This window comes from Pseudomonas sp. MWU16-30323, from assembly GCF_020515595.1.
Lineage (GTDB): Bacteria > Pseudomonadota > Gammaproteobacteria > Pseudomonadales > Pseudomonadaceae > Aquipseudomonas > Aquipseudomonas yamanorum.
The window spans coordinates 23,628-49,728 of sequence record NZ_JAIWYM010000033.1 but is presented as its reverse complement, the minus strand read 5'-3'; the positions used below and the strand labels follow the sequence as shown (position 1 = coordinate 49,728).

Genomic DNA, 26,101 nt, shown 5'->3' with positions numbered 1-26,101 from the left:
GGTGAGCATCAATCTCGATCAGGCACAGCAGACATTCATCGTTGAGGCACGCGAGCTGTTGCAGGCCATGGAGCAATCCCTGCTGCAATTGGAAAGCGAGCCCGGCGACCAGGATGCCATTGGCGCGATTTTCCGCGCCGCCCACACCATCAAGGGTTCGGCGGGCCTTTTCGGTCTGGCGTCGATCGTGGGGTTCACGCATATCGTCGAAGACGTGCTTGACCGTCTGCGCGAAGGCAAAGTGGCGGTGGACGCCGCATTGATCGTGCTGCTGCTCAAGTGCGGCGACCACATCCTGGAACTGGTCGAAGTGGTCGCCAACCGCGGTGAGACGCCGACGCCTGCCACACTGGAGCGCGGCGAGGCATTGCGCGAGGCGCTGAGTGCCTATCAGTCGTTGCAAACCGCCGTTGCCAGCGTCGAAACCGCGGAGGTGGACGACGACGCGTCGGTCGAAGTGCTTTGGCATATTTCCCTGCGCTTCTGCGTGGATGTATTCCGCAACGGCATGGACCCGTTGTCCTTCCTGCGTTACCTCGACACCTTGGGCACGCTGTTGCAGGTCACCACCTTGACGGATCGCATTCCGGCCGCAGACACCTGGGACCCGGAAAGCTGCTATCTGGGGTTCGAGATTGACCTGCGCTCGACGGCCAGCCACGCCACCCTCAACGAAGTGTTCGACTTTGTGCGTGACGACTGTGAAGTGCACATCAGCCCCGTAGAAGAAGCGCCTGACAGCACAGCGGCCGTCGCTGGCGACTGGGTCACGCCGGCCGAACCAGGCCTTGTGACCACCGCACCGCAGCGTCCGGCGGCCAGCGAGGCGAAACCCCGCGACGGCAATTACGTGCGCGTCAACGCCGACAAGCTCGACGAATTGATCAATCTGGTTGGCGAGTTGGTCATCGCCAGCGCCGGCGCGAGCCTGCTGGCTCGCTCCTCTGACAATGACCCCTTGCAAGAGGCCGCTTCCACGGTCTCGGGGCTGGTGGAAGAGATCCTCGATGGCGCTCTGCACTTGCGCATGATCCCTATCGGCGACACGTTCAACCGCTTCCGCCGCGTGGTGCGCGATATCAGCCAGGAACTGGGCAAGGACATCGAACTGATCATCAGCGGCGCGGAAACCGAACTGGACAAGACCGTGGTCGAGAAGATCGGCGACCCGCTGATGCACCTATTGCGCAATGCCATGGACCACGGTATCGAAAGCACCGAGGCGCGGCGTGCGGCCGGCAAGTCGGCCAAGGGCTATCTGAGCCTCAATGCCTACCATGACTCGGGGAGCATTGTCATTGAGATCGCCGACGACGGCGCCGGGCTCAACCGCGAGCGCATCCTGCAAAAAGCCCAGGATCGCGGGCTGGTGGCCAGCGGTGCGGTGCTCACCGACCAAGAGATCTACAACCTGATCTTCGAAGCGGGGTTCTCCACCGCCGAGGTCGTGACCAACCTGTCCGGGCGCGGCGTCGGCATGGACGTGGTCAAGCGCAATATCACCTTGTTGCGCGGCACCGTGGACCTCGATAGCCGCCCCGGCCAGGGCACCGTGGTGCGCATTCGCTTGCCGCTGACCCTGGCAATCATCAATGGATTCCTGGTCGGCATCGACCAATCCACCTATGTGATTCCGCTGGACATGGTCCAGGAATGTATCGAACTGGATGGACACCAGCGCCAGTCCAGCCGTGAAACGGGCTATCTGGACCTGCGTGGCGAGGTACTACCGCTGGTGCACCTGCGCGACCACTTCAGTCACGAAGGCCCCGCAGCCCGACGCCAGAATGTGGTGGTGGTGCGCAACGCCGAGCATAAGGCCGGGCTGGTGGTGGATGACCTGCTCGGCGAGTTCCAGACCGTGATCAAACCCCTGGGCAAGTTGTTCGGCGCACTGCGCGGCATCAGCGGCTCGACCATATTGGGCAGCGGCGCGGTGGCCCTGATCCTGGATGTACCGGTACTGCTCAACCACATCGTACAACTGGAAGCCCGCACGACTCAGGCACCTCAATCGCCACCGGTCGTCGCCCGCTGACGCATTCGCAATTCCATGGAGGTTCCCCGATGAAATGGTTCTACGATCTTAAAATTTCCACCAAGCTGATCAGCTCGTTCCTGCTGGTCCTGGCGCTTACCGCGGCCATGGGCGGCTTCGCCATCCACCAGCTCGGTGCGGTCAACCAGGCTGCCCAGGACATCAAGGGCAACTGGATGCCCTCCATGCGCGCAGCGGCCGGCATGCGTTTTTTTGCCGCCAACTACCGCTTGAAAGAAAACCGCCAGGTCGGTACCGAGATCGCCGAGGAAAAGGCCCAGGCCGAACGCGAAGCCGTCGAGTCGCGTCAACAGTTCGAAGCCCGCATGGGCACCTACGAGCAATTACTGTCGAACGATGAAGATCGTCAGCTCCTGGCCGGCGTGAAAAGCGCCTGGACCTCCTACTTGGCGACCAGCAGCCAGTTGCTCGAACTGTCCCGGCAGAACCAGGAAGTTCCGGCGCGCGTCTTGCTCAGAGGCGAGTCCAGGGTGCAATTCGATCAGGTGACCGACCGCCTGCAGAAAATGGTCGAGTTCAACGACGCCGGTGCGAGTGCTGCCGGCGACAAGGGCTCGGCGCTGTACGAAAACGCACGCGTGTCGATCATCGCGGTACTGGTCGCGGCCCTGTTGATCGGCCTGGGCCTGGCGATATTCATCGCGCGGATCATTTCCCGCCCGTTGCGCCAGGCCGCGAGCGTCGCCGAGCAATTGGCCGAAGGCAACCTCAACGCCCACATCGAGCCGGGTGGGAAAGATGAAACCGGCATGGTGCTCAACGCCATGCGCAATATGGTCGGCAAGCTGGCACATATCATCGGTGAAGTGCGTAACGCCGCCGATAACCTCGCCAGCGCCTCCGAGCAAGTCAGCGCGACTGCGCAATCGATGAGCCAGGCGACCAGTGAACAGGCCTCCAGCGTCGAGGAAACCAGTGCGTCGATCGAGCAGATGAGCGCCAGCATCAACCAGAACACCGAAAACGCCAAGGTCACCGATGGCATGGCCAGCAAAGCCGCCAAGGAAGCCACCGAAGGCGGCGAATCGGTACAGCAGACGGTGGTGGCGATGAAAAAAATCGCCCAGCGCATCAGCATCATCGACGACATCGCCTACCAGACCAATCTGCTCGCGCTCAACGCCGCCATCGAGGCCGCTCGGGCCGGCGAGCACGGCAAGGGGTTCGCCGTGGTAGCCGCCGAGGTGCGCAAGCTGGCTGAACGCAGCCAGGTAGCCGCCCAGGAAATCGGTGAACTGTCCTCCAGCAGCGTGGACATGGCCGAGAAAGCCGGCAAGTTGCTCGACGAAATGGTGCCCTCCATCAACAAGACGTCCGACCTTGTGCAGGAAATCAGCGCCGCGTCCGAGGAACAGGCCGCCGGTGTCGCGCAGATCAACACGGCGATGACCCAGCTCAACCAGGTGACCCAGCAAAACGCCTCGAGCAGCGAGGAACTGGCGGCCACGGCCGAGGAAATGAGCAGCCAGGCCGAGCAACTGCAACAGGCCATGAGCTTCTTCGTACTGGATTCGGCGCCCAAGGCCGCAGTTCAAAGCAGCAACGTGGACAGCCCGGGCAGCCAGCCCAACCGTCAGGCGCCACGCGCAAAACCACCGACGCCGCGCAAAGCGTTCGCCTACACCATGGCCAGTGCTCCGGACGAAGCGGATTTCACCCGCTTCTGATCGCACGATCAATACGGGCCTACCAGGGAGAGTGACATGGGCGCAGCAATGACGACTCGGCAGACCGCAGTGGCGGTAGATGAGGACGCGCAGTACCTGACCTTCATGCTCGGCGGCGAAATGTTCGCCATCGGCATTCTGGGGATCAAGGAAATTATTGAATACGGCAGCCTGACCGTGGTGCCGATGATGCCCGCTTTCGTGCGCGGGGTGATCAACCTTCGCGGTGCGGTGGTGCCGGTGGTCGACCTGTCGGCACGCTTTGGGCGGGCCAACTCGGCGATCACCCGGCGCTCCTGCGTGATCATCATCGAGGCGAGTACCGAAGAGGGTCAGCCTCAGGACATCGGGTTGCTGGTCGATACGGTGTCTGCCGTAAGGGAGATCCCGGCCACGCAGATCGAACCGCCCCCCAACTTCGGCGCGCGAATTCGCGCTGACTTCATCAGCGGCATGGCCAAGGTCGACAGCAAGTTCGTGATCGTGCTGGAGGTGGACAAGGTGCTGTCCATCGATGAGATGTCCAGCCTCGCCGAGGCCGGCCAGGCGCCGGCCCTCGACCTCGACCCGCGTTGAGACCCGACCATGCCAGACACCGTCTCCATCGACGACCGTGAATTCGGTCAGTTCCAGGCCTGGCTGTACCGCGCGGCCGGCATCAATCTGTCGCCGGCCAAGAAAGCCCTGGTGGCCGGGCGCCTGTTCAAGCGCCTCAAGCACTATGAGCTGCACAGCTATGGTGAGTATTTCAAGCTGATCATGAATGACCAGCGCAAGGGCGAACTGCAGGTTGCGCTGGACTTGCTGACCACCAACGAAACCTATTTTTTTCGCGAGCCCAAGCACTTCGACTTCCTGCGTCAGCAGGTGCTGCCCCGAGCCGCGCCGGGCAAGGTGTTTCGCGTGTGGAGCGCGGCCAGCTCCTCCGGTGAAGAGCCCTACAGCCTGGCGATGACCCTGGCCGAAAGCCTCGGCAGCACGCCCTGGGAAGTGATCGGCTCGGACATCAGCTCCCAAGTGCTGGCCAAGGCGCGCACCGGCCATTACTCCATGGAACGCACCGAGACATTGCCCCAACCGCTGCTGGCCAAGTACTGCCTCAAGGGCATTGGCCGCCAGGAGGGCACCTTGCTGATCGACAAGGCCTTGCGTAGCCGCGTCAATTTTGTCCAGGTCAACCTGAACGAAGCGCTGCCGGCCCTGGGTGAGTTCGAGGTGATCTTCCTGCGCAACGTGATGATTTATTTCGACCAGCCGACCAAGAGCCAGGTAATCGCGCGCCTGCTGCCGCTGCTCAAACCCGGCGGTTACCTGATCATCAGCCACTCGGAAAGCCTCCACGGCGTCAATGACACCCTGAAGCTGGTGGCTCCGTCGATTTACCGCAAGCCATGAAAAAGCCCGTCGGTACAGCCGAAGTGGTATTGGCCCCTGGCCAGGTCAGCTTTGCGACGCGGCCGACGCGCCTGCGCACCTTGCTCGGTTCCTGCGTGGCGATCACCTTTTGGCACCCGCAACGGCTGATCGGCGGCATGTGTCACTTCATGCTGCCGGGGCGCCTGCGCCACCATCAGCCCCTGGACGGCCGATATGCCGACGAAGCCCTGGAACTGCTGCTGCGCCACGCGGAGGTCAATGGCACGCACGCACGGGATTACCAGGTCAAGTTGTTCGGCGGCGGCAAGATGTTTCCCGAGCAGCCGCGCCGCCTGCCGACGCAGGACGTGGCCAGCCTGAATATTCGCGCGGCGCTGGCCCTGGCCGAGCACTATCACCTGCACCTGACAGCCCAGGACCTGGGCAGTACCGGTTACCGCACGATCATGTTCGACCTGTGGAACGGCAACGTCTGGGTTCGGCACCAACCAATGGGAACACTTCAACAAAATGCTTACCAAAAAAATCAGTGTGCTGCTGGTCGATGACTCGGCCGTGGTGCGCCAGGTACTGCTGGCGATTCTCAGCGATACGCCGGATATTCACGTCATGGGCGCCGCCTCCGACCCCATTTTTGCCATGGAAAAACTCGCCCGGGAATGGCCAGACGTGATCGTGCTGGACGTGGAAATGCCGCGCATGGACGGCATCACCTTTCTCAAGAAAATCATGAGCGAACGGCCGACACCGGTGGTGATCTGTTCCTCGCTGACCCAGAAAGGCGCGGAAACCTCCCTGCAGGCGCTGTCGGCCGGCGCTGTGGAAATCATCACCAAGCCCAGCACGGGGTTGAAGAGTTTCCTGATCGAATCGGCGGCCGAGCTGGTGGCAGCCATCCGTGCCGCAGCGAACTCCAACGTCAGGAACCTGGGCAAGCGCAGCGCCAGCCCGGCGCCGTCATTGGCCCCGGCCAGCAAGCTCAGCGCGGATGCGATCCTGCCCGCCGCCAATGGTCATGCCATGGCCCAGACCACAGAGCGTATCGTCGCCATCGGCACCTCCACCGGCGGGACCCAGGCGCTGGAAGCGGTGCTGACGTCACTGCCGCGGGTGTGCCCAGGCATGGTGATCGTGCAGCACATGCCTGAAAAGTTCACCGCGTCATTCGCTGAGCGCCTCAACAGCGTATGCGAGATCGAGGTACGCGAAGCGCGCAACAACGACCGCATCCTGCCTGGCCTGGCCCTGATCGCCCCTGGCGGCAAGCACCTGATGGTCACCCGCAGCGGCGCCTATTATCACGCCCAGGTCATTGATGGACCGTTGGTCAACCGGCACCGGCCATCAGTGGATGTGCTGTTTCGCTCGGTGGCCAAGTTCGCCGGCAAGAACGCCACTGGAATCATCATGACCGGCATGGGCGACGACGGCGCGCGCGGGCTCAAGGAGATGCTTGAGGCCGGAGCCGCGACAGTGGCCCAGGACGAAGCCAGTTGCGTGGTGTTCGGCATGCCCAAGGAAGCCATCAAACTCAACGCCGCTCAGCGCATCATGGCCCTGGGGGATATTCATCAGGCGATTTTGTATAAGTGAACTTGAGCCGCCCAGGGCACCTCCTGATTGGCCTGGGCATAGGCTGCAGTTGTAGACGGTGCTGATGGGCACAACGTCATGAACTATCCCAACTCCCGCCCCAAAAACGGCGCAGTCCGGCTGCTCTTGCTCTTCGCCACCTTCTGCGGCGTACCACTCACCACCACCTTACCTCCGCGATCCCCTGCCCCCGGCCCGATATCAATCACCCAATCACTCTGGGCCACCACACGCATTTCATGCTCCACCACAATCACCGTATGCCCCGCCTCCACCAGATGATTCAACTGGCTCAACAACCGATCCACATCCCGCGGATGCAACCCGGTCGTCGGTTCATCCAGCACATACAACGTCGCGCCCCGCGCATTACGCTGCAGCTCGGTCGCCAGCTTGATCCGCTGCGCCTCCCCGCCCGACAACTCGGTCGCCGGCTGGCCAAGGCGCAAATACCCCAAGCCAATATCCCGCAGCACTTGCAGCGAGCGCAGCACACCCGGCTCTTCGGCAAATACCTCTACCGCCTGTTCAACCGTCAGCCCCAGCACTTGGGCGATGGTCAGGCCTTCCCACTTGATCGCCAGGGTTTCCGGGTTGTACCGAGCCCCGTGGCACGTCGGGCATGGGGCGTACACGCTGGGCATGAACAGCAACTCAACGCTGACAAACCCCTCGCCTTCGCAGTTCGGGCAGCGCCCTTTGGCAACGTTGAAGGAGAATTGCCCGGCGTCGAAATGGCGCTTTTTCGCCGCAGGTGTGGCGGCGAACAGTTTGCGTACGTTGTCGAACAGGCCGGTGTAGGTCGCGAGGTTGGAACGTGGTGTGCGACCGATGGGTTTCTGGTCCACTTGCACCAGGCGACGGATGTGTTCCAGGCCGCCGCTGATGCGGCCGCCGCTGGTTTGTGGGGCGTCGTCTTCGAGGCTGGGTTCGTCCTCGGTTTCCACCACGCGGCCCAGGCCTGCGCCTACCAGTTCCAATAGCGCCTGGCTGACGAGGCTGGATTTACCCGAGCCGGAGATGCCGGTGACAGCGGTGAAGCACCCGAGGGGGAAGTCCACGCTGAGGTCGTTGAGGTTGTTGCGCGTGACGCCTTCCAGGCTCAGCCAGCCGGTGGGTTGGCGCGGTGGTTGGCTGACCGGGCGCTTTTCGGCGAACAGGTATTCGCGGGTTTGCGAGGCTTCGATCTGAGCCAGGCCGGCGGGTGGGCCGCTGTACAGGACCTGGCCGCCGTGTTCGCCGGCAGCCGGGCCGACGTCGATCAGCCAGTCGGCGCGGCGCATGGTTTCCAGGTCGTGTTCCACCACGAACAGTGAGTTGCCGGCGGCCTTCAGGCGGTCGAGGGCAGCGAACAGGGCTTCGCCGTCGGCAGGGTGCAGGCCGGCGGAGGGTTCGTCGAGTACGTAGATCACGCCGAACAGTTGCGAGCCCAGTTGGGTGGCCAGGCGCAGTCGTTGCAGTTCGCCGGAGGACAGGGTCGGTGTGCTGCGCTCCAGGGCCAGGTAGCCGAGGCCGAGGTCGGTCAGGGTGCTGACGCGTTCCAGCAGGTCCTGGGCGATGCGTTGGGCGGCCAGGCGTTTTTCCACGGAGAGTTTTTTATCGCCCTGCCCTTCAGCCACCGGGCGCAGGAGCTCGGCGAGTTGCAGCAGGGACATTTGCGACAGTTCACCAATGTCCACGCCGGCAAATTTCACCGACAGCGCGGCCTTGTTCAGGCGTTTGCCTTCGCACTGCGGGCATGGGCTGCCTTGCATGAATTGCGACACGCGCTTTTTCATCAGGGCGCTTTGGGAGTGGGTGAAGGTGTGCAGGATGTAGCGCCGGGCGCCGGTGAAGGTGCCTTGGTAGCTGGGTTCGAGTTTGCGTTTGAGGGCGTCGCGGGTTTGCGCGGGCGTGAAGCCGGCGTACACCGGGACGGTGGGGGTTTCTTCGGTGAAGAGGATCCAGTCGCGCTGTTTTTTCGGCAGGTCGCGCCACGGGATGTCGACGTCATAGCCGAGGGTGACGAGGATGTCGCGCTGGTTCTGGCCTTGCCACGCCAGTGGCCAGGACGCCACGGCACGTTGGCGGAGGGTGAGGGAAGGATCGGGCACCATCAGGGCTTCGGTCACTTCGTACACCCGGCCCAGGCCGTGGCATTGCGGGCAGGCGCCTTGGGGCAGGTTGGGGGAAAAGTCTTCGGCGTAGAGCATCGGTTGCCCCGCCGGGTAGCTGCCGGCGCGGGAGTAGAGCATGCGGATCAGGCTGGACAAAGTGGTGACGCTGCCCACTGAGGAACGTGTGCTGGGTGTGCCGCGCTGTTGTTGCAGGGCCACGGCGGGTGGGAGGCCTTCGATGGAGTCGACGTCGGGCACGCCGACCTGGTCGATCAGGCGACGGGCATAAGGCGCCACGGATTCGAAATAACGGCGCTGGGCTTCGGCGTAGACGGTGGAGAATGCCAGCGAGGACTTGCCGGAGCCTGACACGCCGGTGAACACCACCAGGGCGTCACGGGGGATGTCCACGTCGACGTTGCGCAAGTTGTGTTCCCGGGCACCCCGCACCCGGACGAAGCCCGGGCGTTGGGTGGTGAGCGAGGTGTCTGGAGGCAGGTTGCGCTGGGAAGTCATGGGTAACCTTATCGGTGTGTTCAAGGCAGTGAAGATCAACGGTGGGAGCCGGGCTTGACCGCGATGGCGGTGTGCCAGTTACCGGATGGGGTGCCTGACACTCCGCCATCGCGGGCAAGCCCGGCTCCCACAGTGGCTTGGTGTTGCTGGCTGGATCTTCATTCGTCACATCATTCGGGAGGTCAGTACCGAGCGCACCCGTTGCGCCAATTCATCCGGGCCATAGGGTTTGCTCAGCAGGTGAATGTCGGTGCCCAGCAGGTGGTTGCTGGAGAGAATGTCGCGGGTGTGCCCGGAGGTAAACAGCACCGCTATCGCCGGCACTTGCTCTCGCGCCCACTTGGCCAGGTCGGTGCTTTTGACCCGGCCCGGCATCACCACGTCGGTAAAGATCAGGTCCGGTTGCAGGCCGGCCTGGAGCATCAGCATGGCCCGGTCGCCGTCTTCGGCGGTGAGCACGGTGTAGCCGGATTGTTCGAGCAGTTCCACCGCGGCCGCGCGTACGCCTTCGTTGTCTTCCACCACCAGGATGGTCTCCTGGCCGCCGCTGTGTTGTGTAGGCTCGAGGGGCGTATCGTGGTTTTCCGGCTCTCCGAGGTTGCGCGGGAAATACATCTGCACCACGGTGCCGCTGCCCTCCACGCTTTCAACCTCCACATGCCCGCCACTTTGGCGCACGAACCCGAACACCATGCTCAGGCCCAGGCCGGTACCGTGCCCGTTCGGCTTGGTGGTGAAAAACGGTTCGAAGGCCCGTGCCAGGATCGTCGGTGACATGCCAGCGCCGCTGTCGGCGACGGCCAGGCGCACGTATTCACCGGGGTTGATGCTTTTGCCGGCGCAATCCGGAGGGTTGAGGATGATGTTTTCGCCGGTGATCCGAATCACGCCCTCGCCTTTCATGGCATCCCGGGCGTTGATCGCCAGGTTGAGCAGTGCGTTTTCCAGTTGGTTGCGGTCGACGTTAATGCACCACGGATCCTGGGGCAGTTGCACATCAATGTGGATGGTTTCTCCCAGCGCCCGCTGCAGCAGTTCGCCCAGGCCTTCATAGATGCGCAGTGGGTTGTACACCGCCGGCGACAGCGGTTGGCGACGGGCGAACGCCAGCAGTTGCGAGGTCAGTTTGGCCCCGCGCTCCACGGCCGCGATGGCGGCGCTGACCCGGCGCTGCACCTGGAGGTTGTCCGGTTCATGCCGGGCCAGCAGGTGCAGATTGCCGGAGACCACTTGCAGCAGGTTGTTGAAGTCGTGGGCCACGCCGCCGGTCAGGCCGCCGATGGCTTCCAGCTTCTGTGATTGACGCAACTGTTCTTCGGCGGCGGAACGGGCTTGCACTTCCGCCGCGACACGCTGCTCCAGGTTGTGGGTGAGTTCCTGGCGCAGGCGCTCGGAGATCACATGCTCGGTGGTCTCCACCACAATCGCCAGGACCCCGGCCGGTTGCTGGTCGTCACCGGCCACGGGGCTGTAATACAGGTCCATCCAGACTTCTTCCGGGCGGCCGTCGCGCAACAGTTCCAGGGGCAGATTGCGGTAGGACAAGGTGCCACCGGCCAGGCAGGTGTCGACCACGTTGCGGTTGAAGTCGGCGACTTCCGGCCAACCCAGTTCTACCGGCACTCCCAGCAGATACGGGTGGCGACCGCCGGCAAACACTGAATAGCTGTCGTTGTAGATCATGTAGCCCGCCCGTCCCCACAGCATGACCATAGGGATGGGCGATGCCAGCATCATCTGCACGGCACTGGTCAGGCTGGAGGGCCAGGCACCAATCGGCCCGAGGTCGGTGCCGGACCAATCGAATGCGCGAATCCTCTGGGCCATTTCCCCAGCCCAGCCATCACAGCCATGGGTATCGGATAAAAACTGCATCAGTCGGCTCTGCAAAAGATAAAAGGTGGGCGGCGATGAAAACTTTGAGCCCGACAGCGGCGGTTGGTTTCATCGCATATTGCTTAGGCGGCCATGAAGGAGCAAGAGCCGGATCAGCGAAAATCCCGGCTGCGCACACTGATGCCCGACAGCAGCGGGGTCAGGTCGGTCAGGCGCCCGGCGATCAGGTGCCGAACCTCCCCCACCGCCTCCCAGCGCCCATCGACTTTGAGCAACCGCGAGCCCACCAGCGCCTGGCGCTGCCGCTCGGCCAAATCGCGCCAGACCACCACATTGATATTGCCGAACTCATCTTCCAGGGTGACGAAGGTGACGCCGCTGGCCGTGCCCGGGCGTTGTCGACCGGTGACCAGGCCGGCGACGCTGACGTTGCGCCCATGCTCAACCCGCAGCAACTCGTTGGAGCTGCGGCAGCGTCGTGCGCGCAGTTCATCGCGCAACAGTGCCAATGGATGTGGACCCAAGGTGGTGCCGACGCTGGCGTAGTCGGCATACAGGTCTTCGCCCACCGTCGGTTGCGGCAGTTCCACCACCGCTTCTTCGGGACTGGCCACACCGGCAAACAACCCCAGTTGCTTCTGCACCCCGGCCACCTCCCAGCGCGCCCGGTGCCGATGCCCGGCCAGGCCGCGCAAGGCTCCAGCATCCGCCAGCAGTTCCTGGGCACGGGTGTCCAAATGGGCACGTTCGCCCAGGTCGGCAATGTCGAAAAACGCCCGAGCCTGGCGCGCGGTTTCGATGCGCCGGCCATCTTCTTCGCGAAACCCGGAGATCATCCGCAAGCCCATGCGGATGGCCGGTTGCTGGCCTTCGATGGGTTCAAGGCTGCAGTCCCAGTCGCTGGCTTGCACATCCACGGGGCGGATCTGCAAATGATGGCGGCGAGCGTCCTGCAGGATCTGGTCCGGGCTGTAGAACCCCATGGGCCAGCTGTTGATCAGGGCGCAAGCAAAGGCTGCCGGTTCATGGCATTTGAGCCAGCAACTGGCATAGGTCAGCAAGGCGAAACTAGCGGCGTGGGACTCGGGAAAACCGTAGCTGCCAAAGCCCTTGATCTGCTCGAAGATCTGCGCAGCGAAGGCTTCGCTGTAGCCGTTTTTCAGCATGCCGGTGCGCAGGCGCTGCTGGTGAGGTTCGAGGCCGCCGTGGCGTTTCCAGGCGGCCATGGAGCGGCGCAGTTGGTCGGCTTCGCCGGGTGTGTAATCGGCGGCGACCATGGCGATCTGCATGACCTGCTCCTGGAACAGCGGGATGCCCAGGGTGCGTTTGAGCACGCTTTCCAGTTCCGGCGACGGGTAGGTTTCGGGTTCTTCCTTGTTACGTCGCCGCAAGTACGGATGCACCATACCGCCCTGAATCGGCCCGGGCCGCACGATGGCGACCTCGATCACCAGGTCGTAGAACGCTTTCGGCCGCAGACGGGGCAACATCGACATCTGTGCCCGCGACTCAATCTGGAACACGCCAATGGTGTCGGCCTTGCTGATCATTGCGTAGGTCGCCGCGTCTTCCTTGGGCACCGAAGCCAGGCTGAGGTCCTGATCACGATGGCGGCGCAGCAGGTCGAAGCAGCGGCGAATCGCACTGAGCATGCCCAGCGCGAGGATATCCACCTTGAGCAGGCCCACCGCATCAAGGTCGTCCTTGTCCCACTGGATGATGGTGCGCTCGGCCATGGCGGCATTTTCTACCGGCACCAGGGTGTCCAGCGGGTGTTCGGAAATCACGAAACCGCCGGGGTGCTGGGACAGGTGCCGGGGGAAGCCGATCAGTTGTTGGGTCAAGGTCAGCACCCGGCGCAGCACCGGGCTGTCGGGGTCGAAGCCACCTTCGCGCAGGCGCTCCAGGGGCGGCGCCTCATCGCTCCAGCGCCCGCAGCAGTCGGCCAGGGCGTTGACCTGATCCGGCGGCAGCCCGAGGGCCTTGGCCACGTCCCGCACCGCGCCGGCGCCGTGGTAACTGCTGACCACCGCCGTCAACGCAGCGCGGGTGCGGCCGTAGCGTTGGAACACGTATTGCAGCACTTCTTCGCGGCGTTCGTGTTCGAAGTCCACGTCGATGTCCGGCGGCTCGTTGCGTTCCCGGGACAGGAAGCGCTCGAACAACATGTTCATCAGGCTCGGGTCGATCTCGGTGATGCCCAGGGCAAAACACACCGCCGAGTTGGCCGCCGAGCCGCGGCCCTGGCACAGGATCGAACGGCTGCGGGCGAAGCGCACAATGTCGTGCACGGTGAGGAAGTAGCTTTCGTAACCCAGCTCGGTGATCAGCTTCAGCTCCTCGTTGATCTGCCCAAGGGTCTTGGCGTCCACACCGTGCGGCCAACGCTGGGCAATGCCCTCTTCCGTCAAGGTGCGCAACCAGCTCTCAGGCGTTTGCCCTTCGGGCACCAGTTCCCTCGGGTATTGATAGCGCAACTGGCCGAGGTCGAAGGTGCAACGCCGGGCGATATTCAGGGACTCTTCCAGCAAGTGCGCCGGGTACAGCGCAGCCAATGCGTCGAGGCTGCGCAAGTGCCGTTCGCCATTGGGATGCAGGCGCGCACCGGCATCGGCCACCGGGACGTGATGACGGATCGCGGTCATGGTGTCTTGCAGGGCACGGCGGCCACGCACATGCATATGCACATCGCCGCAGGCCACCGCCGGCAGGTGCAGGCTGGCGGCCAGGTTCAAGCGTTGTTCAAGGTGGCGGGCATCGTTCTGGCCGCAATGCAGCTCCACCGCCAGCCACAGGCGATCGGTAAAGGTGCTGCACAGCCATTGGATAGAGGCCTGGGTGTCGGTGTCTTCGACCATCCATAACGCCAGCAAACCTTGCACGGATGTGAAGTCTTCCTGCAGCAGCCGGTACTGACCTTTTTCTGCACGGCGACGGGCGATGGTGATCAGTCGGCACAGGTGCTGATAGCCCTCCAGGTTCTCCACCAGCAGTACCAGCTTCGGGCCGTTTTCCAGGCGCATCTCGCTGCCGATAATCAGCGGCAACTCGACTGCCTTGGCCGCCTGCCAGGCACGGACGATACCCGACAAGGTGCATTCATCGGTGATCGCCAGCGCTGCGTAGCCCTGCTGCTTGGCCCGTTCGAACAGTTCGCGGGCACTGGAGGCGCCACGCTGGAAACTGAAGTTGGACAGGCAATGCAGCTCCGCGTACTTCATGCGAACCAGCCTTGCAGCCACAGCGTGCCGCTTTCGCCTACGGTGCGATAAGCCCAGCCCTGCTGGCCGGCGCGGGTGCGCACCAGGTAGTAATCGCGGCGCACATCGGCGCCATCCCACCAGCCGGATTCGATGCGCTCCGGGCCCATCAGGATGTGTAGACCTTGCTCGGCCAGGGGCGTCGGTGCATGCAGCAACCAGCCCGGGCGCTGCACTTTATTTGAGGGTGTGCACGGGCGACTGTCAGCATCGGCTTGCCAGGCGCATTCGGGGCGGTGGTCGGCGTGAAAGCGCAGGCCTTGCACCGCCTCGTCTCCGAGCCGCGCCCGCAGGCGTTCGCGCAGTTGTTCCCAGGGCAGGGTTTGTTGCGGGCGCTCGTCGAACAGGTCCTGGCGCTGGGGCACAAACACCGGCAGGTCCTGGGCCACCAGGCGAAAGCCACGCACCGGCGAGGTGACTTGCACCTGCTCCAGGCGGCCACGGGCCAGTTCGAACAGCATCGCGGCGTCACGCTCGGCGCTGAGCAGGCCGACCTTGATCACGCTGTCGGGTTCTGCGGCGTGTTCCAGGTGCAGGTCAAAACGCTGCACGCCACTGTCGCGGCCACACAGGAACGCCGATAAATCGCCGGTCAAACGGCGCAAGGGAAACAGCAAGGCCTGGTGGGACAACACATCAAAATTCAGCTCGATACGCACATCGAACTGGTCCGGCGGTTGGTAGAACGCCAGGGCCAGGGGCCGTTGCCCGCACAGTGCATCAAGGTGTTTGAGCAACGCTGCATCGAAACGCCGGGCCAGGGTATGCCGGGGCAATGCCTGCACTTGGGCCAGGGTGCGCAAGCCCATGCGCGACAACGCGGTGGCGGCGTGCGGGTCGAGGCCGGCGCGGTCGATGGGGATCGGTGCCAGGGCTTGTTGCAGGCTGTGCTCATCGGCCACGGCCAGGCCGTCGTAGGCATTCGCCAAGATCCGCGCCGCCGCCGGGTTCGGCGCGGCGACGATGCGGTGGCGAAACCCGAGGTCGGTCAACTCCTTGCGCAAGCGCGCTTCGAGCAACGGCCAGGGCCCGAACAGGCCCAGGCTCGACTCGATCTCAAACAGCAACGCCCGTGGGTAATACAGGCTGACCTGGGAACTGAAACGGTAGGCCCAGGCCGCAAGAAATTGCTGCCAGTATTCGATCTGCGCCGGGTCGTATTCGGCGCAGGCGAACGCCTTGGTCAAGGCATGGGCCGCCGTCAGAGATTGGCCGGGGCGCAGGCCGAGTTTGCGCGCGGCCTCATTGACGGTTTGCAGCACCCGCCGCTGGGGCGTGCCGGCCAACAGGGCCAACGGCTGATCCGGTTCGGGGCGCAGACGCAGCACCCCGTCCAGCGCCAATTGCGGGAAGACAATACACACCCAGCGCATGCCAACCTCAGTGCCCAAGCGCAATGGGCGCGGGATGGGCCAGGCCGCCCCGGCACTTGAGCACCCGCACTTGCGCAGGGCTGGCCTCCACTGCCAGGCGCAAGGCGGCCGGTGACGGGTTGATGGCCTCGTTCAAGGAGCGCCAGGCAAAGGCCAGGGTCTGGCCGGTTTCCGCGGCCACCTGCAAGCGGCGCAAGGCGCGGTCATCGGCCTTGCGTGGCCAGCACAGCACCGCGCCACAACTGCCGGAGCGCAGGCATTGCTCCACGGCCCACAAGGCATCGCGTTCATCGGCCTGGATCACGGAAAGCTGGCGCACATCCACCCCGGCGTTTTGCCAGGCGTGGGGGTACGGCGTGTAAGGCGGCGCCACCAGCACGATGCGCTCGCCGGCCGCCGATAACCGCGCCAGGGTCGGCCACACCAGTTGCAACTCGCCCACGCCCTCCTTCGCCATCAGGATTTCGCTCAACGCCGCTTCCGGCCAGCCACCGCTGGGCAGCACCGCATCCAGGGCCGCAAGCCCGGTGGGATGGACGCTGGCCGGCGGCGCGGCGGGCCGACCTTTCCAGACCCGGCCGCCATTGAACAGCGAGTCCAGTGCAACGACGGCGCCCATCAGCCTTGCCTCACCAAACCGCAGAACACCCCTTCGATGGCCAGGTCCTGATCGGGCCGCACCACGATGGGTTGATAAGCGGGGTTGCGCGGCAGCAAGCGCACGCGCTCGCCGACATGTTCGAAGCGCTTGATGGTGACCTCACCGTCCAGGCGCGCCACCACAATCTGCCCGTTCAAGGCCTCGGCACTGCGGCGTACGCCCACCAGGTCGCCATCGAGGATGCCGTCTTCGATCATCGAATCGCCCTGTACCCGCAGCAGGTAATCCGGGGGTTTCGCGAACATGCCCGGGTCGAGCAATAGACGGTTGTGCACTTCGGCATCGGCGCCAATGGGCAAACCGGCAGCCACCCGGCCGAGTACCGGGATGTCCAGCAGCTCCGGCCGCGCCGGCTGATTGAGCAGGCGAATGCCGCGCGCCTGGTTGGGGTTGACCTCGATAAAGCCGCCCTCGGTCAGCGCCAGCACATGCTTGCGCGCCACGCTGCGGGAGGCAAAGCCGAACGCCTCGGCGATCTCGGCGAGGCTGGGGGACTGGCCTTGCTGCGCGATACGGTCGCGGATAAAGGTCAGGATGGCGGTACGGCGGGGCGTTAGAGTCGTCATGGAGTACATTTGTACTCCTGTGGGAAATTTCTATCAATATCCGTCAGTCGCTTCCCATGCAGCCACCGGAAAAATCCCCGTCAAGTTGACGAACGGTCTTTCGAATGTTCAGATGCCGGCCTGTTTCAGGTGCCCCCTGCCGCCGTGCTTGGGGTGAAACGGGAAACCGGTGCCGCTCTTTTTTCGAGCCAGTCCGGTGCTGCCCCCGCAACGGTAGACGCGTGACCCCTTCGACACACCACTGTGGCCTGCGCGCCATGGGAAGGTGAAGGTGTCCATACGCGTGAGCCCGGAGACCGGCCTGAATTCTGTTTGGCAAAATCCTGCGGTGGGCGGGCATGGGCCGGTATTGGCGTGTGCTCGGTGCCTACTCGTGCGTGCTTTTCGCGAAAGATACTTTTCCGAGAAGACTATGATTCGACCTTTCAAGACTCCTGTGCCCGGCCTGTTGTTCGGTTGCCTGTTCAGCCCCCTGCTGCTGGCCGACGACAACACCCTCGAACTCAAGCAACTCAACGTTTCTGCACCGTCGGTGGAGTCCACCACCGTGGCCGATATGGCCCAGTACGGCAGCAAGGTTGAGATCGTCACCCGCGAACAGATTGAACGCGCCGGCCCCGCCGCCGATGTGTCGCGCGTGATGCAGATGTTCATCCCCGGCCTGTACGTGGCGCCCAAGAACGGCCCGTTCGACTACGGCACCTATTCCCTGCTAGGCGGGCGCAACGACGACACGCTGATCCTGCTGGACGGCGTGCGCCTGAACAATCGCCTGTACGGCGGCCTGTACCTGGACACCCTGCCCGCCAACGCCATTGAGCGCATCGAAGTGCTCAAGGGTGGCCAGAGCCTGCTGTTCGGCACCCAGGCGGTGTCGGGAGTGATCAACATCGTCACCCGCAGCCCGCAAACCCGCGAGGCGTCCGGCGAGGTGAACCTGGGCGTGGATACCTTCGGCGGCACCACCGGCGATGCCCGGGTCGAGAAGATTTTCAATAACGGATTTGGCGACCTCGGATTGCTGGCCTACGTCAGCCGCAACGCCTCCGAGGGCTACCAGCCGTTTCGCAACCGCGACATGAAAAACGTCACCGACAAAAAGCGCTCCTACGAAGTCACCACCTTCGGCACCAAGGCGATCCAGTCGTTTGGCGATGACACGCGCCTGGAACTGTTTTACCAATACGCCGACGCCAACCTGGATTTCGCCCGTCCGGTGGACAACCACAAGACCACCAACGACCGGGTGCAGCAAATCGCCACGGCGACCTTCGAGCAAACCGTCAATGAGCGCCTGAGCTACTTCGTCAAAGGGCATATCAACGATTGGGACACGCGCTATACCCGCCTCAACAATGTCGAAGGCGGCGGCACCAAGGTCATCAACCACAACGACTATTGGGGCTTCACCGACTGGGGCGTGCAGGCTGAAGGCAAGGCCGTGTTGCCCGGCGATCATGTGCTGGTATTCGGTTCCGACAACCAGTGGTTCAAGGGCCAGGATGATGTGTTGATCATCGACGACAACAAGGCCCAGGCCCACGCGCTGTACACCCAACTGCGCCCGACTATCGAGGCGTTGCCGAACTGGCACCCGAGCATCGGCGTACGCCACGAAGCCATGAGCGGCGGCGACAGCGCCACGGTCGGCATGCTCACTTCGCTCTACGACCTCAACGACAACTGGGCCCTGCGCGGCCAATACGGCACTGCCTACAAACTGCCGAATGCCGAGCAACTGTTCGTCAATGAAGACGATGAGAAAGGCAACCGCAACCTCAAGCCGGAGAAGAGCCGCAACGCCGAGCTGGGCCTCGACTACAAGGGCAGCCTGCTGGCGCGGGACTTCAGCGCCAGTGTCACGCTGTTCAAGCGCAAGATCACCGACCTGATCACCCTGGACGATATCCAGTGGGTCAACGGCCAGGGGCAGATCCAGATGCGCGGTTTCGAGGCCGACGCCAAGCTGCAGCTCAATGAACAATGGAGCATGCAGGCCGACATGACCCGCAACCTCACCGAGTCCCGCGCGGGTGTCACCCTCAACGATATTCCTGGCTTCTTCGCCCGCTCGCGGGTCGGCTATGAGTCGGTGGATCGCCTGTGGGGCGCCGGTACGGCCGTGCGCTACATCGGCGATATCGTCAGCTCGAAAAAGGTCGAGTACGGCAACTACACCGTGGTGGACGCCGACGCCTATCGCTATCTCGATAACGCCCACCAACACCGCGTCAGCCTGCTGGTAGAGAACCTGTTCGACCGCGACTACGTCACCAGCCGCGCCAGCAACGTCGACAACCTCGGGCGGCCGTTCACCTCCGAAGTACGCTACACGTATCGCTTCTGATGAGTACGCCCGTGGAAACTCATCCGGACTGGTCCCATGTGCCTGACCACGCCCGCCACGTGTTCCTGTGCACCGGCCCGCGCTGCACCCAGCGTGGCGCGCTGCAATTATGGAAAACCCTGCGTCGCCACCTGCTGGCACACGACCGCATCGAAAAGCCTGGCGGCGTGCTGTTGACCCGTACCCACTGCCAGTTCCCGTGCAACCTGGGCCCGATTGTGACGGTGTACCCGAACACGTGCTGGTACGGCGTGCACAGCAACGCAGAGGTGCAACGGCTGGTGGAAGTGCATCTGGTGGGCGGCGAAGTCGTCGAGGATTTGCTGATCAAGGAGCGCCCATGAAAGCGTCGTGGCTGCTGCTGGGCGCCCTGCTCTGCCCATCGTTGGCTCTGGCGGACAGCTATCGCAACTGCAACCAGGACTGGACCGCTGCCCACTCACCGCCCTCACGCATCGTGGCCCTCAACCAGCATGCGGCCGACTTGCTGTTGGCGCTGGATGTCGGCCCGGCATTGGTGGGCGTGGCCTATCTGGATGACAACGGTGCAGCCCACCGACACGGCGAGTATTTCGGCGTGCCGGTGATTGCGCCCAAGTACCCGTCCAGCGAAGTGCTCTATGCGCAGACACCGGATCTGGTGGTCGGTGGGTTCGCCACTGCCTTTGGCACTGGCGTGACTTCCCGCACGGGCCTGGCCGGCAACGGGGTTGGGTCGTACTTGCTGGAGTCGGCGTGTGACGGGCATTCGCTGGATTACTTCGGGCATATCCGCAACGACCTGTCTACCCTCGGCGCCCTGGTGCACAAACAGCAACGGGCGCGGGCGTTGAGCGATGCCATGGACGCCGACCTGGCCAGTGCCCAGGCACTGACTGGCAAGGGTAAACCGCTGTCGGTGTTTTACCTGGACAGCGAAGTCAACGGGCTGGACAGCGAAGGCCGACGTGGGTTCGTCACCACGTTGGTGGCGGCTGCCGGAGCGCGCAATTTATTCGCCGGGATCAACCAATACCGCGTCACCGTGAGCAGCGAAACCCTGCTGATGAGTGACCCGGATGTGATTTTGCTGGCGGATGCAGTGTGGTCACCGGCCAGCCGCAAGCGCCAGTTGCTGACCAGTGACCCGGTGCTCTCGCGTTTGCGGGCGGTGCGGGAGAACCGGATGATCGATATTCCGTTTACCCATCTGGTGCCCACTGCGAATAGCGGCCGAGTCGTGTTGGAGTTGGCGAGGCAATTCAAAAAGCTGGCTGAATAATCAGGCGCATGGGCTTCGCTACTCTCTTGTCGCCGGGAACTTTTCCCCTTCCCCCGTTTCCAGCCAGTGGGCGCTGACGCTCAACAGCCGTGCGATGTTATCGCACCGCGAGCGTGGGATACCCCGGGAAAACCAATTGGTCAGCCGCTGGGGGCTGATCTTCAGAAATAGTGCGAAATCCATCGGTGCGATATTGCATTCACTCAACAACACTCGCAGACGCACGCCTGAACATTTTGCGCTGACCGCACGAAGCGCCGTTAATCGTCGCCCTGTACACGCTTGTTTCGCTTGCTCGTAGACCATTCCCTGCTCCTCGTGTAACTCCATGGTGATGCCTGCAACTTCCTGAAAGACTGGAAAAGCCAACTGGTCTGCGATGGCGGGCTTATGCTCGGCATAGCCCTATGGAGGCAGAGGCTTGCTCCCCCGCCTCTTCTTCCATTGCAGTTACCCTGCCACCGTCACGACCGGAGCGCCTCACCAATTTCCTCAATCGCAAAACCAACGTCGTGGCCAGCACGTATCAACTCCGCGAACCGCAGCATCACTGAGGAGCCGACGTCGTGAGCCAACGCTATGGTCATCAGCTCTCGCACCGGCTCGTGAAGCTCTGCTTCGACACTGGCTGAACAGGCCTGTCCGGTGAGCCAGCTAACAAGGGAGGCGACCCTATTGCCCGAGGTGTTTTCATCAACGCCCAAAATCTCGCCCAGCACCATTCCCAAAGTGCCCGCCGGATGCTGCTCCGGTCGGCTCCATGCCTTGAGTTCAATCGCCTCTCGCTGCACCTTCTCCAGGTTCCGCCGAATCTTCCCGGGAATGGTCGCCGCCGCTTTAGGACGATTGTAGTACTCGCGATTGGCTAAACTTGCGGCATCCCTGACGACCTTCCACGCCACCGACCACAGTTGTGAAACGCTGTAGGTTTCCAATGCTGAGCGCATCGTACTTTTAATCTCCTCCAGCTCTTGGCCTGACAAATCATGGTGATAGAGCTCGCACTGGGCATCCAAATAGCGCATGACATCAGCAACCGAGTAGTCAAGCCACAGGTTGAAAAGCCCTTCAGCATCGGTGTACACCCTGTCCGACAGGCTACGAATGATCTCGTCCGCACTCCTGGATGCGGTATCTGGCGCCAAACGATAGACGACTTGCTCCCTCAACATCCAAATCTCATCGCCCTCCCAATAGTAGGTGCCCGGCCTGGCCTTGGCGGGGTCTTCAAGGACCAGCCCCGCCTCACGCAATTGCTGCACAAAATCACCGACGTACCGAGGCGCGAGCCCTCGGCAGTCACCCACGGTGAAGCCGCCATGGGTCAGTCTCGGTGTAATGGCCCTGTCCAGTGCCAACAGAAGGAGCGCCTGATTATCCGGTATCTCTGAGTAGTCCACAGTCCGGGTTGACTGCCTTCGGGCATAGTCGGCCAACAGCCGTTCAAGCTCTGCGGCTTTCGCCTTTTCAGCGTTGAGCACCATCGCGTCCCGGTCTTCCTGGCACAGCGCACAAAGTTTAGTGCGCCGCTGAGGGACCTTCTTGGCCTCGGAGCGATTTCTGATTTCGATCAGCTCTTCGCACTCAGGGCAGACCTGGTTTTCATCGAACGCATTGCAACGTTGCCTTATGAAGCTGGCCAGTGTGACGCCCGGAGCCATTTCAATAACGCCCTGTAGAGCACTGACTTTTTCAAGGTATTGCCCTGATTCATCGACTGCCCAGTAACGCTCAATCAGCTCAATTTCTTTTGGATCTTCAGTCAACATTTGTAGCTTGATCGCCATGTAAACGGTCCTATCTCACTTGTGGTCACTTCACGTCCAGCACGCGCTGATTCATTGATGCTCATCGTTGAACGCTCTTACGGCGACACCCTCGACCTGGTGGGTGGTTTTCTGTGATCGACGCTCCTCCAGCAACGTCCTGGGCAACACAAACCCTTCAAAACTGCGCTGGGTAATCGGGTTGTTAGCCTTCTGCGCCTCAATCCGATAACGCATCAACCCGTCGGCCACTGCAAAGGTCAGGTCCACGCTGGTGTCGGTCCTGCCATTGAGATGCCCGCGGCTGAGCAGCCGAAACAACGACCACGGCCCGCGATAACTCATGCTGGCGGTGTTGCCCGTGCTGTGTACCAGGGTCAATTGGCTGCCATTGGTGTTGCCCAGGCTATTGGGCCATACCAGCCCCGTGCGTTGCGGCGCGCCGTGCTGGTAAGGGATCAGTTGGCCGTCGACGCTGAGCATGCTGCTCAGGCGCGTTGCGCTGAGGGCCAGGGGTTCGATGGTGAGCTGCACCGCCAGGTGGCCGCGATGGTTGAAGAAGGTGTCGCGGATACGCTCGGCCTTTTTGAGCTGGTCCAGCACGTCGCTGCGCACCAGGTAGCCGCCAAGGCTGTCGGAGTACAGCGCATCGAGGTTGTCCTTGAGGAACACGTTCAGGTATTGATCGTGAAACTGCTGCAGGCGCCCCTGCGGGCCGAAGAAGGCTTCGAAGTCTTCCAGCGAGGCGTCCTCGCCGCTGGCCTTGAACGGATAGCGGCCTGCCAGGCGGTCGCGGTAGAAGCTGTAGATTTCGCTGTCCCAGCGTTTTTCCAGCTCGCGCAGGGCGGCGATCACCAGGACCTGCGAAGTCTGGTCGGCGAGTTTTTTGACCTGCTGGTTCAGCGGTTCAGGCAGGCCCACAGCGACGCGTTGCAGGTTGGCGATGGGGTCGACACCGCCCAGGGAGAAACGGTTGAGCACGGTTTTCAGCGCCGCCTTGCCGGGGTCGGGATTGTCATGCACGGCTTTCGCGTAGTCGTAGACGGCACTGACCGAACGCAGGGTTTCTTCGTAATAGGACGGCTGCTCGCCTCGCGCGGTGACCAGTTCCGCCAGGCTGGAGAACGCGCGCCGGATGCCAGCAGCTTGTCGCTGGCCGTCCGACACCTTGTCCAACGTAAGCGGTGCCTGCCCCTCGGCCAATGGAATCGACGGGTAGATCACGCTGTTATCGCGCAGGGTTTCCAGCAAACGCCGCAATGGCGCGGCGGGGCCAGTGACTTGTTCCAACACGGCCACGCCGTGGCTGAGATCGTCGAAGTCGGTGACCGCGAACTGATTCAGGGCGCGCCGCCAGCTGTCCACATAATCGGCGCTGTACAGGGCGCGGATCCGTTGGGTCAGCACTTTGCGGTCTTCGTCGGAGTAGTCCAGGCGTTGCCGCTCGCCGAGTACCCATTGGTCGATCATGGCCAGTTCGATGATGCCCTCGGTGCCCGGTTCGAAGTAGTCCTTGAAGCCCTTGGCGGTGAGCAGTGGCGCCAGCAACAAGCCGCTGCCCTCTTGATCGGTGTTCAGCGGGCGGTAGACGATATCGAACGCGGGACCTATCTCGTTGCGCAGGTCCAGCGGCCGGTGCAATCGCTCCAGAGCCTCCTGTTTCAGGCTCATGTAGACCCGTTCGGCCATGGGCAACTGGCGCAATTGCTGTTGCACCTGGGTAATGCGTTCCCGGTAGTGCGGCAGATCGGCGTCGGCATATTTCAGCGCGTAGCCCAGGTGCCCCATCAAGTCGGCCTGCAACTGGCCTTGGCCCGGATAGGCCCACTGCCACTGTTTGGCGACCCACTCTTCGACAATCGCCGGGCGGCGGTTTTGCCGTTCTTCGAGCATGCGGTATACGCGCAAGGCCGTCAGTTGCTGATTGCTGCCGGCGGGCGCGGCGTTGATGGCGTCCAGCACCCCGCTGGCAATCGCCGGCAGGAAGCGTTTGGACAGCAGGTTCAGATAGGCTTCATCCACCGTCGGGCCAATCGCCCGCCCCTGATACAGGCCCATGTCCGAGAGCAGCGGCCACGCCTCGCGGTAGTCGCCGTAGACCAGCACCGCATCGCGGATCTGGTCCAGGGGAACCAGCAGGTTGCGACCGGTGGTGTCGACCCTGGCGTCGATGTCCCGCCCACTGAAATCCTGGCTCTTGGCCAAGACGTTGGCCGCCTTGTCGCGGTTGATGTTGAAGTAAAACTGCCAGGTCCCGATGACCACCAGACAGCCCAAGGAGGCGACGCTGAAGCCAGCGATCAGCAGCCGCCGCTTGTTGCGGGCCACCTTGATATTGTCACCCGCCAGGCCCGCTTCGGGGTAGATCACCCGTTGGAACAGTTGCTGCGCAAAGTAGATCGCCGTGCCACCGGCCGGCTTGACCTCGGCAGGCGGTGGCGGCAGTTGATAGGCCTGCCCCGCTTCTTTGACGAAGGCATTGCTCAGGGTGCCTTGCTGTAAGACCGAGGAGAAATACAGCCCGCGCACCAGCGCGGGGGTGGTGAAACGATCACTGCCGAGCATTTCACCCAGAAAGCCAAACAGTGCCGGGCGTAGGCCAGCCATCTGATGCACCAGGGCCTGTAAACGATCGCGGTCGGTCAGTGCAGATGACGTCCTGACGCCGTCGAAAATCTGCTCACTGAGGCAGGCGACAAAGGTTTGGTATTGGTGGGTCAGCTCCGCCAGCCAAGCATCGAAATCATCCACCGCGTCGAGGCTGAAGGTGAAGCCCAGCAGGTCTTCACGCCCACTACGCGTCAACCGGGCGAAAAATTCTTCGAAGCCTTCCAGCAGGTCGAACTTGCTCAGCGTCACGTACACCGGCAAGCGCGTACCCAACTGCCGCGTCAGTTCAAACAGTCGGGTGCGCAGCAGGTTGGCGTGGTCCTTGCGTTGTTCGGGACGTTGCGCCAGCAAGGCCTGCACATCGATCACCAACACAACCCCGTTGAGTGCCCGGCGGCTGCGATTGCGCGCCAGCCAGTCGAGCAGGTGCCGCCACAGGCGTGGATGGGTGCCGGCGGGCAATACCGGTTTGACCTTGCCCTGCTGCTCAACGCTATCAGCCGTTGTCTCCGGGTGGCTGAGAAACTCCCCCGGCGGGTCGATCAATACCGCCTCATCACCGATCCACCAGTCCACGGGATAAGCCAGTTGCTCTTCCTGATGCGCCCTGATCCCGGCCTTGGTCACATGGGACAAGGCAAAGCTCTGGTTGGAGCGGGTGATCAGGCTGGTTTTGCCGGCATTCTCCTCACCCAGCACCAGGTACCACGGCAGTTGATAGAGCGAACGGCGGCGCTCCATGTTGTTGAGCAAATTGCCCAGGCTGCGGTCCAGTGCCCGTTCCTGCGCCTCGATGTAGGGCAGGCTGGGGTCGGCTTGCACCGCGGCTTCATGTTGGCGCTCGACCTGCAGCCGCTGATAACGATCACGCACCCGCCATGCCCAGATCAGCAACGGCACCACCAGCACCCCGACGCTGGCCGAGATGCGCACCGCCCATTCACTCAGCGGCTGATACTCGCGCCAAGTCCACTGTGGACCCAGCCACCAGATGGCAATCAATAAAAACACCATGCCCAGCACCACCAATACTGGCACCGCCTGGTTGAACTGACGCAGTACCGGCAGGCCCCAGCGTTTGAGGTAAGTCCAGACCGTCTTCATGAATCGCTC

The 26,101-nt window shown here is 62.9% G+C and carries 17 protein-coding genes and 1 riboswitch; of the genes, 9 read left to right on the top strand and 8 right to left on the bottom strand.

Features of this window, described 5'->3' with window-relative positions:
* Position 1: 1 nt before the first annotated feature.
* Genes LIY45_RS26180 through LIY45_RS26155 form a run of 6 tightly spaced genes read left to right on the top strand, consistent with a single transcriptional unit; the run spans position 2 to position 6,696 of the window.
* The gene (locus tag LIY45_RS26180) at positions 2-2,038 is read left to right on the top strand and encodes a chemotaxis protein CheA (protein ID WP_226478102.1); all 2,037 of its coding nucleotides are present in this window, start codon (positions 2-4) and stop codon (positions 2,036-2,038) included.
* Between the two features lie 29 nt (positions 2,039-2,067).
* A complete protein-coding gene (locus LIY45_RS26175) occupies positions 2,068-3,726 on the top strand; it encodes a methyl-accepting chemotaxis protein (protein WP_017475300.1) in 1,659 nt (552 codons plus the stop codon).
* 36 nt (positions 3,727-3,762) lie between these two features.
* The gene (locus tag LIY45_RS26170) at positions 3,763-4,302 is read left to right on the top strand and encodes a chemotaxis protein CheW (RefSeq protein WP_226478101.1); all 540 of its coding nucleotides are present in this window, start codon (positions 3,763-3,765) and stop codon (positions 4,300-4,302) included.
* A 9-nt stretch (positions 4,303-4,311) separates the two neighbouring features.
* The gene (locus tag LIY45_RS26165; protein ID WP_017475302.1) at positions 4,312-5,121 is read left to right on the top strand and encodes a protein-glutamate O-methyltransferase CheR; all 810 of its coding nucleotides are present in this window, start codon (positions 4,312-4,314) and stop codon (positions 5,119-5,121) included.
* Positions 5,118-5,651: a chemoreceptor glutamine deamidase CheD gene (gene cheD / locus LIY45_RS26160; RefSeq protein ID WP_226478100.1), complete on the top strand. Its 534-nt coding sequence runs from the start codon at positions 5,118-5,120 to the stop codon at positions 5,649-5,651. Before LIY45_RS26165 ends, cheD begins: the two co-directional genes overlap by 4 nt.
* The gene (locus LIY45_RS26155) at positions 5,614-6,696 is read left to right on the top strand and encodes a chemotaxis response regulator protein-glutamate methylesterase (protein ID WP_226478099.1); all 1,083 of its coding nucleotides are present in this window, start codon (positions 5,614-5,616) and stop codon (positions 6,694-6,696) included. The genes cheD and LIY45_RS26155 overlap by 38 nt, the downstream gene beginning before the upstream one ends.
* Positions 6,697-6,779: 83 nt before the next feature.
* Here LIY45_RS26155 and uvrA read toward each other — a convergent pair whose 3' ends face one another.
* From uvrA to lexA, 6 genes are all read right to left on the bottom strand, one after another.
* A complete protein-coding gene (uvrA, locus tag LIY45_RS26150) occupies positions 6,780-9,308 on the bottom strand; it encodes an excinuclease ABC subunit UvrA (RefSeq protein WP_226478098.1) in 2,529 nt (842 codons plus the stop codon).
* Positions 9,309-9,473: 165 nt separating this feature from the next.
* Positions 9,474-11,183 (bottom strand): ATP-binding protein, encoded by a 1,710-nt coding sequence (locus LIY45_RS26145; RefSeq protein WP_226478097.1) that lies wholly within the window; start codon positions 11,181-11,183, stop codon positions 9,474-9,476.
* 113 nt (positions 11,184-11,296) lie between these two features.
* Positions 11,297-14,386, bottom strand: a complete 3,090-nt coding sequence (locus LIY45_RS26140) for an error-prone DNA polymerase (RefSeq protein WP_226478096.1) — start codon at positions 14,384-14,386, stop codon at positions 11,297-11,299.
* Positions 14,362-15,777, bottom strand: a complete 1,416-nt coding sequence (locus tag LIY45_RS26135; protein ID WP_226478095.1) for a DNA polymerase Y family protein — start codon at positions 15,775-15,777, stop codon at positions 14,362-14,364. The genes LIY45_RS26140 and LIY45_RS26135 overlap by 25 nt, the downstream gene beginning before the upstream one ends.
* Positions 15,778-15,784: 7 nt before the next feature.
* The gene (gene imuA / locus LIY45_RS26130) at positions 15,785-16,396 is read right to left on the bottom strand and encodes a translesion DNA synthesis-associated protein ImuA (RefSeq protein ID WP_017475309.1); all 612 of its coding nucleotides are present in this window, start codon (positions 16,394-16,396) and stop codon (positions 15,785-15,787) included.
* Positions 16,396-17,013 carry a transcriptional repressor LexA gene (gene lexA, locus LIY45_RS26125; protein ID WP_226478094.1) on the bottom strand — a complete coding sequence of 206 codons (618 nt, stop codon included), beginning with the start codon at positions 17,011-17,013 and terminating at the stop codon, positions 16,396-16,398. The genes imuA and lexA overlap by 1 nt, the downstream gene beginning before the upstream one ends.
* Positions 17,014-17,114: 101 nt before the next feature.
* Positions 17,115-17,324: riboswitch (cobalamin riboswitch) on the top strand.
* A gap of 92 nt (positions 17,325-17,416) precedes the next feature.
* Here lexA and LIY45_RS26120 point away from each other — a divergent pair.
* From LIY45_RS26120 to LIY45_RS26110, 3 genes are read left to right on the top strand one after another with little or no spacing between them, the layout of a single operon-like run.
* Positions 17,417-19,351 carry a TonB-dependent receptor gene (locus LIY45_RS26120; RefSeq protein ID WP_226478093.1) on the top strand — a complete coding sequence of 645 codons (1,935 nt, stop codon included), beginning with the start codon at positions 17,417-17,419 and terminating at the stop codon, positions 19,349-19,351.
* 11 nt (positions 19,352-19,362) lie between these two features.
* Complete coding sequence (locus tag LIY45_RS26115) at positions 19,363-19,695, top strand: (2Fe-2S) ferredoxin domain-containing protein (protein WP_226478092.1); 333 nt, start codon at positions 19,363-19,365, stop codon at positions 19,693-19,695.
* Positions 19,692-20,612 carry an ABC transporter substrate-binding protein gene (locus tag LIY45_RS26110; RefSeq protein WP_226478091.1) on the top strand — a complete coding sequence of 307 codons (921 nt, stop codon included), beginning with the start codon at positions 19,692-19,694 and terminating at the stop codon, positions 20,610-20,612. The genes LIY45_RS26115 and LIY45_RS26110 overlap by 4 nt, the downstream gene beginning before the upstream one ends.
* Before the next feature lie 464 nt (positions 20,613-21,076).
* Here LIY45_RS26110 and LIY45_RS26105 read toward each other — a convergent pair whose 3' ends face one another.
* Positions 21,077-22,399, bottom strand: a complete 1,323-nt coding sequence (locus tag LIY45_RS26105) for a hypothetical protein (RefSeq protein WP_226478090.1) — start codon at positions 22,397-22,399, stop codon at positions 21,077-21,079.
* Positions 22,400-22,450: 51 nt separating this feature from the next.
* Entirely contained in the window at positions 22,451-26,092 is a 3,642-nt protein-coding gene (gene tssM / locus LIY45_RS26100; RefSeq protein WP_226478089.1) for a type VI secretion system membrane subunit TssM, read from the bottom strand.
* Positions 26,093-26,101 lie beyond the last annotated feature (9 nt).